The sequence below is a fragment of the Kitasatospora sp. NBC_01266 genome, from assembly GCF_036242395.1.
GTDB lineage: Bacteria > Actinomycetota > Actinomycetes > Streptomycetales > Streptomycetaceae > Kitasatospora.
On sequence record NZ_CP108458.1, the window covers coordinates 2,057,078 to 2,069,400 of the forward strand.

Consider the following 12,323-nt stretch of genomic DNA (forward strand, 5'->3'; position numbering starts at 1 on the left):
GGAGCCGCTACTTTGTTCCCGTCAACGGGCGGCATCAACCTAGGCAGAGAACACGTGCAAGAACGGGCGACGACGACGCGCAGGGCGGTCCTGGAGGCGGCAGCGCACCTCTTCGACGAAAAGGGCTACGCCGGAACGAGCATCAGCGACATCAGCGCGCTGTCCGGGCGCACCAGCGGGGCGATCTACTTCCATTACACGAGCAAGGAGCACCTGGCGCGGGCCGTCATCGAGGAGCACTTCGCCACCTGGCCGGAGCTGATCGGCGGCGCGGCGCGGGACGAGCCGCCGCTGGAGCGGCTGGTGCTGCTGAGCTTCGCGGTGGCCAGGGCCTTCCGCGACGACGTGGTGGTGCGCGCCGGCGCCCGGCTCTGGTCCGAACGGAAGGCGATCGACGCGGTTCTGCCGGTGCCCTTCATCGGCTGGATCGACACGGTGGCCGAGCTGCTCCGGCAGACCCACGCGCAGGGCGGCCTGGCCGCCGGCCTCGACCCGGTGCCGACGGCGCACGCCGTGGTCTGCGCCTTCTTCGGCCTGCACACCGTCTCCGACGCGCTGGACGGCCGGCGCCGGATCGAGGCCCGGCTGACCGACCTCTGGCTGCTGCTGCTCCCCGCGCTCCAGGCGCGCCCGGACCCGGCGGCACTGCTCGCGCGGGTCCGCGAGCGGCTGTCGGGGACGACGCCGGCCGAGCCGTCCCCCGGCCTGGCCGCGACTGCGACTGCGACTGCGGGCGCGGGCGCGACTGCAGGCGCGGGCGCGGACGGCCTTGCGGGTGCGGCGATCGCACAGTCGGGTGGTCGCTAGGCGGCGCGCCCCGGGGCCGGGTGGTCGGTGCCGGGCCTCGGCTGGCGGTGCTGGCGGACCAGGCCGGCAGCCTCGCGGTGGGTGGCGCCACGCTGTGCCGGAACGCGGGGGTGGCGGCCGGCCCGGCGGCGCTGCTCCACCAGCCCGGCGAACTGGGCGGCCAGGTGACTGCCGGGCAGCGGCTGGTTGATGACCATCAGCGCGCCGCCCGGGGCCGTCTGGAGGCAGACCGTGTCGAGCTTGATCCGACCCAGCAGCGGGTGCTCGAAGGACTGGACCGAACTGTCGGACCGGCCGACGTCCGCCTGGGACCAGAGCCGGCGGAACTCCGGGCTGCGCCGGCACAGGCCGCTCACCAGCTCCGCGACCTCGGGCTGGGCCAACTGCTCGACCGCGTGGGTGCGGAAGCGGATCACCGTGTCACGGGCCCGCTCCTCCCAGTCCGGGAAGATCTCGGGTGCCCGCTCGTCGAAGGTGATCAGCAGCAGGTTCCGCTCACCGGCCCGCAGCGTCCCGAAGTGCGGCAGCAGCACCTCGAAGGCGCTGTTCCAGGCCAGGATGTCGAAGCGGTGGCTGAGGATGTAGGCGGGCAGTGCGGTCAGCCGCTCCAGTAGCTGCCGGTACTGCTCGGGAACCTCCTGAGCGGTCGTCACCCGGCAGCGCACCGGCGGTGTCTCACCGGCCAGTTGGAACAGGTGCGCGGTCTCCTCCTCGGTCAGCCGCAGCGCCGTGGCCAGGCCCTGAAGGACGTGGCGGGAGATTGGGATCGGCCTCGCCTGTTCGAGCCACTGGTACCAGGTGGGGCTGATCCCGGCGAGCTTGGCCAGCTCGGCCCGGCGCAGCCCCGGGGTCCTGCGGCGTTCGGTGTCCGTGGGCAGGCCCACGGTGGCCGGAGTGGTCCGGTCACGACGACTTCTCAGGAACACTGCCAATTCGCGGCGCTGTGGCTCAGCCACCTGACCATCCCCCGTCGAGGTGCGAAAACTGCTGACGTCGCTGACGCCCTGCGGAACCAGGGCCTCACACAGTCTGCAACAAGCGTGCCGCACCGTCTCTTCCCTTCCGGGCCGCACCGGCGGCCCCGCCGCACCGGCCCCGCGCCGCACGGCAGTTGCTGGGTGGTAGCGGCAGTGACACCCTCGGCCGCCGCAGTGCCGTGTTTCGGGCCGATGAACTCCGAGGCCAGTTCGGGGATCCGCGCACCGCGACCGGTCGGGGTGGAAAGTCGGACGCCACCTCGGGCATGCGTCGGCGCCTGTCCGTTGCTTACTGTCTCGAACAGCCCGACGACCACTGCCGTGCGCCTCTCCTCGCAACGACGCGATCACAGCACGCAGGAACCACCGGAGCGCCTCCGGTGGCGGACCCGTGTCCCGGCCGGCTCCTGACGGCCCTTCGAGCACCACGAGCCGGATGCGCACGGTCCACCTCTCGACCCGTGAGCGACGAACAGCCCTGGAGCGACCTGATGTCCAGTAGCGCCGACGTTCCGGACCAGCCGATCGTGGCGGACCCGAGCCGACCGTTCGAGCCTCCGAGGCCCACCCACGCTTTCCCGTGCCCGCGTCGCGCGGCACGGCCTGCCGCGCGACGTGCGCCGCAGCCGTGCTCCGCGCCGACCCGGACCACCGCGACCCGGACCACCGCGACCCTGAGCACGCCGGCCCGGCTCGCCGAGCGGGTGTTCGGCTACCTGCCGCGCGCCGACCAGCGCCGGTGGGCGCACGCCTACCTCTCCCGGCTGCTCGCCGAGCCGTCGTCCCGGTCCGCGGTGCTGCCGCAGGTCACCGATGCCGACCGGGGCCTGCGCCGGTTCATCAACAGCAGCCCCTGGGACTGGCAGCCGGCCCGGCGGGTGCTGGCTTCGGTCGCCGCCGAGGCGCTGGAGGCGCGGGCGCTGACGGTGGGCGTGGTGCGGATCCCCAAGCGCGGACCGCACTCGGTGGGCGTCGGCCCGCGCCCGGTCCCGGGACTCGGACGCACCGTCAACTGCCAGCTGGCGGTGGGACTCTTCCAGGCCGGCCCGGAGCACACCGTGCCGCTGGACTGGGCGCTGGTGCTGGACGGGCCCTGGGCCACGGACGCCGCTGCGCGGTCCCGGGCCCGGATTCCGGCCTCACATACCGCACGACCGCTCGTGCTGGAAGTTCGCGACCTGGTGACCACCGCGCTGGACCGCGGCCACGGCGTGGGCACCCCGCTGACGGCCGAGCTGCGCGAGGTCCCCGACATCACCCCGCTGGTGGTCGAACTCATCGCCCGGGGACAGGACTTCGTCATCGAGGTGACACCCGGGCAGCCGCTCCGCGAGGCCCTGACCCGGGCCGCGGTCGGGACGGCGGCCGAGGCGCGGCCGCTGACGGCGCAGACCCTGGTCCAGCGTGCCGCGCTGCGGCCGACCATCGCCCGCCGACCGCTCGCCCGCTGCGCGCTCCCCGGCGGTCCGGCGACCGGCCAGGTCACCGCCCGGGCCGTGCGGCTGCCCCTGGGCGGCGGGGAAGGCGGCGAGCCGCTGCCCGTGCTGCACCTGCTGAGCCGCCGTCCCGTCCACCCCGACGAGCCGCGCCGGTTCTGGCTCAGCAGCCTGCGCGAAGGCTCCGCCGAGGCGCAGTCGGCGCTGACCGGCCACGCCCGGCGCACCGGCGCGGTGCTCGACGAACTCGCCCAGGACTTCGGCGCGCTGGCCTTCGAAGGACGCTCGTATCCGGGCTGGCACCACCACATGACCATGGTGTCGGCCGCCTACCTGTACCGCAGCCTGGCCGGCCGCTCCGCCGCCGCGCCCGCCGACCGCTTCGAGGAGTCAGCTTGAGAACGCAGTGGCAGAGCGACACCGCCCGGTCGGACGAGGAGCAGCCACTGGCGTCGGCGCTCAGCCGAGCGGCCACGGCCGGCAGCGAGCCGGTCAGCATGCCGCTCGCCGCGCTGCGGCCGGCCGACTCGCCGCGGGCCGGCGAGCTGGACCCGCAGCACGTGCGCCGGCTCATGACGGTGCGCGATCTGCCGCCCGTACTGATCCACCGGGCCACGCTGCGGGTGATCGACGGCATGCACCGACTCGCCGCCGCCCGGCTCGCCGGACGTACCGAGGTCACCGTCCAGTTCTTCGACGGCAGCGACGACGAGGCGTTCGTGCACGCCGTACGGTCCAACATCCATCACGGCCTGCGGCTCTCCACGGCCGAGCGGTCGGCCGCCGCCCAGCGGATCATGGAATCCCAACCGGCCCTGTCCGACCGGGCGGTGGCCGCCACGGTCGGCCTGTCGGTGAAGACGGTCGCGGCGGTGCGCCGCCGTGCAAGCGGGGAGATTCCACAGTTGGACGCCCGGGTCGGCCTTGACGGGCGGGTGCGGCCGCTGGACGCGGCCCGGGGCCGCCGGGAGGCCGCCGCGTACATCGAGGCGCACCCGCACGCCTCACTGCGCCTGATCGCCGCGCAGACCGGCATCTCGGTGGGCACCGCACGCGATGTCCGCGACCGGCTGCGCCGCGGTGAGGATCCGGTGGGGCGTCGACCGGGGCGCTGCGCGGGCGGCGGGCCGCCGGCGGAACCGGGCGCCGTGGCACCGGCGGCCGTGGCACCTCCGGTGGCGGCAGCGCCGCGCACCGGCCCGGCGGACGCGGAACGGCCGCGCGAGCGCCCGGAGGACCGGCGGCACGGCCTCACCTCCGTGCCGACCGCCCAGCCGCCGCGCCGGGGCGGCCTCGACCCGCTCGCGGCGCTGGCCAAGGACCCCTCGGTGCGCTTCTCCGAGCCCGGCCGGATGCTGCTGCGGCTGCTCGACAACCGGGTGCTGGCCGGCCCCGAGGCCCAGCGCCTGCTGGCCGCCGTCCCCGAGCACAGCCGGGCCGCCCTCACCGCGGCCGTGCACCAGCACGTGAACACCTGGCTGGCCTTCGCCGACGTGCTGGCCAAGGCCGCCTGACCCGCTCGGCGCCCTCGCCGGCGCGCCACCGCGAACGCGGCGGAGCCGTCCACCCCGGATCCTCGGGGCGGGCGGCTCTGCCGCGTTCTGGGTGCCACAAGTCCGTTCCAGCGGGGCCCAGTTCGCGTGTTGCACGCCCCCACTCGTTGCCTAATCTCTGTCTTGCAAGCGAGACAACGGGACGGAGAAAGGGAACTGATGACGCGTCAGGAAACACCGAAACTGATCGACCGGCTCCCGGTCTCGCCGGAGACCACCGAGTGGCTCGGGCGGGTGGCGGAGATCGCCCCGATCATCGACAAGTTCCGCGAGGAGGGCGAGCGTCAGCGCTTCTCTCCGCTGCCGGCCTACGAGGCACTGCGCGACGCGGGCATGCACCGCATGCTGGTGGCCAAGGAGTTCGGCGGATCGCAGGTCTCCCTGCAGACCGGGTCCGCGGTGCTCCAGGCACTGGCCAGGATCGACCCCGCGGCCGCCTGGCAGATGGGCGTGCAGGCCGCGATCGGCCGGATCTCGGACTACCTGCCCGATGCCGCCGCCCGCGAGATCTTCGGCGGCCAGGACGGCCTGGTGGTCGGCTCGGTCAACCCGACCGGCAAGGCCGAGGTGGTGGAGGGCGGTTACCTGCTGCGCGGCAGATGGGGCTTCGCCAGCGGTTCGGCCCACGCCGGCTGGCTGGTCTGCGCGGCGACGGTGACCGAGGGCGGCACCCCCCGGACCACCGCGACCGGCCCCGAGCTGCGGATGCTCTTCGTCCCCAAGTCCCAGGTCACCATGCTCGACACCTGGCACACCCTGGGCCTGCGCGGCACCGGCAGCGAGGACTACGAGGTCGACGGCGTCTTCGTGCCGCAGGACCGCACCGCCTCGCAGGCCGACATGCAACTGCCGCCGCCCGCCCGGCCCTCACTCGGCTACGCCATCGGCTACTACGACTTCGGGCTGTTCGGCTCCTCCTCGACGGTGCTCGGCGCCGCCGCCGGAGCGCTGGACGCCTTCAAGACCCTCGCCGCCGCCAAGGCCCCCGCCGCCGGCACCAGCACCCTGGCCGCCAGCCACACGGTGCAGGAGCAGTTGGCCCGCGCCGAGATCCTGGTCCGCTCCTCCCGGCTGCTGCTGGCGGACGCCGCCTGGCACGCCGGCGAGTACGGCCGGGAGGGCGGGGACTCGCTCAGCGCCACCGTCCGGCTCGCGGCGGCCACGGTAGCCGAGAACGCCTGCACGGTGGTCGGCATCCTGTTCCGGCTGGCCGGCACCAGCTCCCTCTACGCCGAGAGCATGCTCGAACGCTACTTCCGCGACGTGCACTCGGCGACCAAGCACATCACCCTCTCGCACTCCAACATCGAGATGTCGGGCCAGTACCTGCTCGGCGGCGGCCTCAAGATGCGCCGGTGACCGCCGAGTTCGCCGGCAACGCCGCACCCTCCGCACACCGCTCGCCCCTACCTGACGAAGGATCAACCATGAAGACCATGAAGGCGCTCCAGCTCATCTCCCCCCGCAAGACCGTGCTGGCCGAGGTGCCGCGCCCCGAGGCGCCGACGGACGGGCTGCTGCTGCGCACCCGCTGCGTCTCGATCTGCTCGACCGACATCTCCTTCTACGAGGGCCACCTCTTCCCGTCCGACTACCCGGTCATCCTGGGCCACGAGTACCTCGGCGAGGTCGTCGAGATCGGCGCGGCCTTCAGCAACCCCGACATCAAGGTCGGCGACCGGGTCGTGTACTGGGGCCAGACGGACTTCGGCGGCTTCGCCGAGTACCGCTCGGTCCGGCCGATCTTCTCCGGCGAGGTCAAGGAGGACGTCTTCTGGGCGGACCGGAACTTCTCCGACGACCTGCGCGCCGCCGCCGTCAAGGTGCCCGCCGAACTGGACGACCTCCAGGCCTCGTTCATCGAGCCGGTGACCGGCGCGCTGCGCTCGATCCTGGCCAACCCGCCGAAGATCGGCGACCGGGTCCTGATCATGGGCACCGGCCCGATCGGAATCATCGCCGGCAGCGTCATCAAGCGCCTGCTCGCCCCCAACGCGGTGGTCTCGGTGGACGCCAACCCCGAGCGGAACAAGCACGCCGAGCAGCACTTCTCGCAGCGCGCCTACCTGCCGCAGGAGTTGATCGACGAGGTGGAGGAGAACACCTTCGACTACGTCTTCGACGCGCTGCCCACGGTGAAGGTGGACGACGAGGAGAAGGACCCGCGCCGGGTGGCCATGCGCCGGCTGAAGCCCAAGGGCACCTACGTGCTCTACGGCGCCTCGCAGGAGATGCAGAAGTTCGACACCTGGCTGATGCTCGCCAAGGGCATCAACATCACCGCCTCCCCCTTCGACGTCACCGCCTTCCCGATGCACAAGTCGGCGAACGTCATCCAGGCGGCCATGCAGATGCTGCTGTCGGGCATCGTGGACGGCAAGAAGCTGCTCTCCACGGTGCACCACTTCGACGACTACGACGGCCTGGTCGACATCTTCGAGTCGTACCGGTCCACCACCGACCTCAAGACGATCGTCGACTTCCGCAAGGCCGCCTAGCCAACCGCCGCACGGCGCCACGACCCCACCCGCTCGGGGGCGGGCCGGCCACCAGGTCCGGCCCGCCCCCGAGTGCGGCCCCGAGGAGGGGAACTCCCCGTGCAACATCCGACGACAGCTCAACCGCCGCTCGGACCGGCGGACTTCGTCATCGTCGCCAACCGGCTCCCGGTCGCCCTGCACCGGGCCGCCGACGGAAGCGAGCAGTGGCGGCACAGCCCCGGTGGGCTGGTCAGCGCCCTGGAGCCGTTCCTGCGCGCCCACCAGGGCGCCTGGGTGGGCTGGCCCGGCGTCGCCGACGCCCGACCGGACAGCTTCACCGACCAGGGGATGCGGCTGCATCCCGTTGCGCTCAGCCAGGACGAGATCCGCGACTACTACGAGGGCTTCGCCAACACCACCCTGTGGCCGCTCTACCACGACGCCGTGGTGGCGCCGGTCTTCGACGAGGCCTGGTGGGACTGCTACGTCCGGGTCAACCGCCGGTTCGCCGAGGCGGCGGCGAAGGTCAGCGCCCACGGCGCCACGGTCTGGGTGCACGACTACCAACTGCAGCTGGTGCCCGCCTTCCTGCGTGCACTGCGGCCCGACCTGCGGATCGGCTTCTTCCTGCACATCCCGTTCCCGCCGGTCGAGTTGTTCGAGCAGCTGCCCTGGCGCCGCGAACTGGTCGAGGGGCTGCTGGGGGCCGATCTGGTCGGCTTCCAACTCCCGGGCGGTGCGCTGAACTTCCGGAGGTTGGCCGGACGGATCAGCGGCCGGATCGGCCAACGGGCGCACGCTCCGCGTCTGGTGGACCGCGAGGTGCGCGCGGCCGCGTTCCCGATCTCGGTGGACGCCGCCGAACTCGACTCGCTGGCGCGCACCGAGCAGGTCCGCGAGCACGCCGGCCGGATCCGCGACCAGCTCGGCGGCCGACGGCTGCTGCTGGGCGTCGACCGGCTCGACTACACCAAGGGCATCGACATCCGGCTGCGGGCCTTCCACGAACTGCTGGCCGAGGGCCGGTTGAACGCCGCGGAGGTCGCCCTGGTGCAGATCGCCACGCCGAGCCGCGAGGAGGTCGCCCCCTACCGCCGGATGCGGGATCGGGTCGAGCAGGCCGTCGGCCGGATCAACGGCGAGTTCGGCGAGGTCGGCCGGCCCGCCGTGCACTACCTGCACACCACCGTGGGCCGCGAGGAGCTGGCCGCCCTCTACAGCGCCGCCGACGTGCTGCTGGTGACCCCGCTGCGGGACGGCATGAACCTGGTGGCCAAGGAGTTCGTGGCCTGCCGACCGGACCTGGGCGGGGCCCTGCTGCTCAGCGAGTTCGCGGGCGCCGCAGCCGAGTTGACCAGCGCGTTCCTGGTCAATCCGCACCACCTGGAAGAGGTCAAGACCGCCCTGCTGGCCGCGCTCTCGGTCTCGCCCGAGGAAGGCGGCCGACGGATGGCGGCGATGCGCCGCACCGTCCTGGCCAACGACGTCGACCGCTGGGCGCGCTCCTTCCTGACCGCCCTGGCCGGGCCCGCACCGCAGCCGGAGCTCTCCCGGCAGGCCGAGGAGGCAGAGCTGTGGCCCGTGCCGGCCTGAGCGCGCCCCGTCCCGCGCCCGACCCCGCCCCGAGGAGACAACGGCCATGAGCCGCACACCGATCAGCGTCCGCAAGGCCGTCATCCCGGCGGCCGGCCTGGGCACCCGCTTCCTGCCCGCGACCAAGGCGACGCCCAAGGAGATGCTGCCCGTCGTCGACAAGCCCGCCATCCAGTACGTCGTGGAGGAGGCCGCCGCGGCCGGCCTGAGCGATGTCCTGATGGTCACCGGCCGGGGCAAGCGGGCCTTGGAGGACCACTTCGACCGCAACGGCGAACTGGAGGAACTGCTCGCCCGCAAGGGCGACCTGGGCCGCCTCGACCTGGTCCGCGAGTCCTCGGACCTGGCCGCCGTGCACTACGTCCGCCAGGGCACCCCGCAGGGCCTGGGACACGCGGTGCTGTGCGCCGCCAACCACGTCGGCGACGAACCGTTCGCGGTGCTGCTCGGCGATGACCTGATCGACCCGCGGGAGCCGCTGCTCCAGCGGATGGTCGAGGTGCGCGAGGAGTACGGCGGCAGCGTGATCGCGCTGCTGGAGGTCTCCCCCGAGGAGATCCAGCGCTACGGCTGCGCGGCGGTGCGGGCGACCGGGGAGGCCGACGTGCTGCGGGTGACCGGCCTGGTCGAGAAGCCCGAACCGGCCCTCGCTCCCAGCCGGTTCGCGGTGATCGGCCGCTACCTGCTGGACCCCGCCGTGTTCGAGGTGCTGGCCAAGACCGGCCCCGGCCGCGGCGGCGAGATCCAGCTGACCGACGCGCTGCAGACCCTGGTCGAACAGCCGGCCCTGGGCGGCCCGGTGCACGCGGTGGTCTTCACCGGCCGCCGCTACGACACCGGCGACCGGGGCGAGTACCTGCGCGCGGTGGTCCGGCTCGCCTGCGAACGCGCCGACCTGGGGCCGGAGTTCCGCAGCTGGCTGCGCTCCTACACGGCCGGTGAGATGCCGCACTGACTCGCGCCGACTCGCGCTCACCCGCCGCACCCTTTCTGCTCACCAGTCCCAGCCCGGTTCCTTGTTGACCAGATCCGATGGAGATTCGGAGATTCCGATGCCTGTTGCACCCGAGGACTTCACCCGCGCCATGGCGCGGGTGCCCGGCCCAGTGGTGGTGGCCACCACCGTCGACCCCGACGGCCGCCGATTCGGCTTCACCGCAAGCTCGTTCAGCTCGCTCTCGATGACCCCGCCACTGGTGCTGATCTGCCTGGACAAGTCCGCCAGCACCCACACCGCGTTCACCTCGGCGGACCGCTTCATGATCAATGTGCTGGGCCAGGACCAGGCCGACGTCGCCCTGCGCTTCGCCCGCTCGGGCGTGGACCGCTTCGAGGCCGGCGACACCAGCCGGCTCGAACTCGGACTGCCCGGCATTCCCGAGGCCGCGGTGCGGGTGGCCTGCACGCTCGACCGGGTGATCGACGGCGGCGACCACAGCATCCTGCTCGGCCGGGTCGAGTCCACCCATGTGGGCGGCCAGGACCCGCTGCTCTACTGTGACCGCGCCTTCGCCCGCCCGGCCCAGGTCGACAAGGCGGTGGCCGCCTCCGGTGCCCGGTAGCGCCCTGCGGATCGCCCTGCTGGGCACCGCCCACATCCATCTGGCCGACCACCTGACGGTGCTGGCCGCACAGCGCGGCGCGGCCGCCGGGGCCGGGCTCTGCGCCGTCCACCACGGCCGCTCGCCGGGCGAGGGGCGCCTGGCCGGCGCGGTGGCCGAGGCGCTGCGCGGGGTGCCGGTGGCACCGTCGGCGGCGGAGGCGCTGGCCGGCGCCGACGCGGCCCTGGTCTGCTCGACCACGGCCGAGCACGGGCCGCTGCTCGCCGCGATCGCGGCGGCCGGGCTCCCCGCGCTGGTGGAGAAGCCGCTGGCGACGACCGGCGCGGCCACCGCCGCCCTGCTCCGGCTGACCGGCCGGACGGCGAACCCCGCCGTCCCGGCGATGTTCCTGCGCCGGGCGCCCTCGCTGCGCCGGGCCAGGACACTCCTGACCGCCGGCCGGATCGGTGAACTCCGGTTCGCCGAAGCCTGGTTCTGCCATGGCGGACTGCCGGCCGGCAGCTTCACCGGCACCGCCGCCTGGATGCTCGACCCGAGGCGGGGCGGCACCGGTGCGTTCGCGGACCTCGGTATCCACCTGCTGGACCTGCTGCGCTGGTTGCGCCCACGAGCCGCCATCACGGTGCACGCGGCGCGGCTGCGCCCGCTGCGCGGCGGGCGGGTCGGCCTGGACGAGGGCGGCACGGCCGAACTCGACTGGGGCGGGGTGCCGGTGGCGCTGCGGACCGACTGGGCCGCCGCTCCCGGCGGTCCGGCCGGCGGCGTCGGGATCGGCCTGCGGCTGCGCGGCAGCCGTGGTTCGGTCACCGTGCGCGGCGGCTCGCTGCTGCTGGCCACCGCACACGGCGTGCACGCCGAACGACATGCCGAACCGGCCGCCGGGCACGCGCTGTCGGCGTTCCTGGCGAGCCTGCGCGGCCGCACCTGCTGGCAGGCTCCGACGGCCCGGGACATCCTGGCGAGCGCCCACGCGCTCGACCGGATCGCCGAGGTGGCCGGAGTTCAGGCCGGCGCCGGTCACTGACCGGGGCTCAGCCGGGCCCTGTCGGACTCTACTGGTGCGGGTGCGCAGACCTGACCGATCGTCAGGATGCTGCCCGCTCGCGGAACGCCGCCTTCTTGGCCTGGTTGCCGCAGGCGTCCATCGAACACCAGCGCCGGGTGCCCGGACGGGAGCTGTCCAGGAAGAGCGCGGCGCAGGAGTCGCTCGCGCACTCGCGCACCCGGTCGGACAGCGGCGAGGCGGCCAGGTCCAGGGCATCGCGCGCGACCAGCGCGAGGGTGGCGGCGACCGGGTCGTCGGCGCGCCAACCGAGGCTGCCGCTCGCCTCCAACACGGGTACCGGAACAGATTGTTCGGCCGCCTGGTTGACCAGTTGCCGGGCTTCGGGCGGGCAGTGGGCCAGCCCTTCGGGAGTGCGGGCGGCGAGCAGCAGGGCGAGTACCGCCTCGCGCAGCTCGCGCGCCCACCCCAGCAGTTCGGTGGACGGGACGGGGGCCGGCGCATCCGGTGCGCACGGCCCCAGTTGCCGCACCCAGGCGGCGAGCGCCGCCGGGTCGGCGAGTTCGTCGACGGCCTCGGCGGTGCCGCGCAGCCGCAAGGTCCGGACGAAGTCCAGGCAGATCCGACCCGCTCCCTCCCGGAAGCGGAACGTGTCGGTGGAGTCAGTGAGAGCAGCCATGCGAACCAGCCTATCTCGGAACTGGTTTTACTGGTACGGTGGAACCAGTTAAAGTGGTTCTCACAACCCGGGCCCACTGCGGTGGACCCCGCACGTCCAGCGCACTCCCGGAACCAGCACGCCCGGCACGCAGCTCGGCAGCACACCGCCCGGCGCCCCCTTCAGGTACTCCTGCTTCCCGTACCCGGCGCCCGGCCCGCACCTCCGGTCCCGCTCCTTCCGCTCTCCTCAGT

11 protein-coding genes are annotated in these 12,323 nt (G+C 73.4%); 9 read left to right on the forward strand and 2 right to left on the reverse strand.

Going from position 1 to position 12,323, the window contains the following annotated elements; genetic code table 11:
* Nucleotides 1-54: 54 nt before the first annotated feature.
* Nucleotides 55-807: a ScbR family autoregulator-binding transcription factor gene (locus OG403_RS08405; RefSeq protein ID WP_329562759.1), complete on the forward strand. Its 753-nt coding sequence runs from the start codon at nucleotides 55-57 to the stop codon at nucleotides 805-807.
* On the opposite strand, the gene OG403_RS08410 is transcribed toward OG403_RS08405, so the two are convergent.
* Complete coding sequence (locus OG403_RS08410; protein WP_329562761.1) at nucleotides 804-2,228, reverse strand: helix-turn-helix transcriptional regulator; 1,425 nt, start codon at nucleotides 2,226-2,228, stop codon at nucleotides 804-806. The two genes, OG403_RS08405 and OG403_RS08410, sit on opposite strands and share 4 nt — an antisense overlap.
* A 17-nt stretch (nucleotides 2,229-2,245) precedes the next feature.
* Here OG403_RS08410 and OG403_RS08415 point away from each other — a divergent pair, with 17 nt between their 5' ends.
* The 8 genes from OG403_RS08415 (at nucleotide 2,246) to OG403_RS08450 (ending at nucleotide 11,432) form a co-directional block, all read left to right on the forward strand.
* Entirely contained in the window at nucleotides 2,246-3,619 is a 1,374-nt protein-coding gene (locus OG403_RS08415) for an IS701 family transposase (RefSeq protein WP_329562763.1), read from the forward strand.
* Entirely contained in the window at nucleotides 3,616-4,734 is a 1,119-nt protein-coding gene (locus OG403_RS08420; RefSeq protein ID WP_329562764.1) for a ParB/RepB/Spo0J family partition protein, read from the forward strand. The genes OG403_RS08415 and OG403_RS08420 overlap by 4 nt, the downstream gene beginning before the upstream one ends.
* A 198-nt stretch (nucleotides 4,735-4,932) precedes the next feature.
* A complete protein-coding gene (locus OG403_RS08425) occupies nucleotides 4,933-6,132 on the forward strand; it encodes an acyl-CoA dehydrogenase family protein (protein WP_329562766.1) in 1,200 nt (399 codons plus the stop codon).
* A gap of 68 nt (nucleotides 6,133-6,200) precedes the next feature.
* Complete coding sequence (locus tag OG403_RS08430; protein ID WP_329562767.1) at nucleotides 6,201-7,271, forward strand: zinc-dependent alcohol dehydrogenase; 1,071 nt, start codon at nucleotides 6,201-6,203, stop codon at nucleotides 7,269-7,271.
* Nucleotides 7,272-7,370: 99 nt separating this feature from the next.
* The gene (locus tag OG403_RS08435) at nucleotides 7,371-8,846 is read left to right on the forward strand and encodes an alpha,alpha-trehalose-phosphate synthase (UDP-forming) (RefSeq protein ID WP_329562769.1); all 1,476 of its coding nucleotides are present in this window, start codon (nucleotides 7,371-7,373) and stop codon (nucleotides 8,844-8,846) included.
* 46 nt (nucleotides 8,847-8,892) lie between these two features.
* Nucleotides 8,893-9,801 carry a UTP--glucose-1-phosphate uridylyltransferase GalU gene (gene galU / locus OG403_RS08440; protein WP_329562771.1) on the forward strand — a complete coding sequence of 303 codons (909 nt, stop codon included), beginning with the start codon at nucleotides 8,893-8,895 and terminating at the stop codon, nucleotides 9,799-9,801.
* Nucleotides 9,802-9,898: 97 nt separating this feature from the next.
* Entirely contained in the window at nucleotides 9,899-10,408 is a 510-nt protein-coding gene (locus OG403_RS08445) for a flavin reductase family protein (protein ID WP_329562773.1), read from the forward strand.
* Nucleotides 10,398-11,432, forward strand: a complete 1,035-nt coding sequence (locus OG403_RS08450; protein ID WP_329562775.1) for a Gfo/Idh/MocA family protein — start codon at nucleotides 10,398-10,400, stop codon at nucleotides 11,430-11,432. Before OG403_RS08445 ends, OG403_RS08450 begins: the two co-directional genes overlap by 11 nt.
* Nucleotides 11,433-11,493: 61 nt before the next feature.
* Here OG403_RS08450 and OG403_RS08455 read toward each other — a convergent pair whose 3' ends face one another.
* Nucleotides 11,494-12,090 carry a CGNR zinc finger domain-containing protein gene (locus OG403_RS08455; RefSeq protein ID WP_329562778.1) on the reverse strand — a complete coding sequence of 199 codons (597 nt, stop codon included), beginning with the start codon at nucleotides 12,088-12,090 and terminating at the stop codon, nucleotides 11,494-11,496.
* Nucleotides 12,091-12,323: the final 233 nt, after the last annotated feature.

Bases quoted from the DNA above. Each gene is read 5' to 3' on its own strand.
- OG403_RS08425 (WP_329562766.1), top strand. From the start codon at position 4,933: ATGACGCGTCAGGAAACACCGAAACTGATCGACCGGCTCCCGGTCTCG.
- OG403_RS08430 (WP_329562767.1), top strand. From the start codon at position 6,201: ATGAAGACCATGAAGGCGCTCCAGCTCATCTCCCCCCGCAAGACCGTG.
- galU (WP_329562771.1), top strand. From the start codon at position 8,893: ATGAGCCGCACACCGATCAGCGTCCGCAAGGCCGTCATCCCGGCGGCC.
- OG403_RS08445 (WP_329562773.1), top strand. From the start codon at position 9,899: ATGCCTGTTGCACCCGAGGACTTCACCCGCGCCATGGCGCGGGTGCCC.
- OG403_RS08455 (WP_329562778.1), bottom strand. From the start codon at position 12,090: ATGGCTGCTCTCACTGACTCCACCGACACGTTCCGCTTCCGGGAGGGA.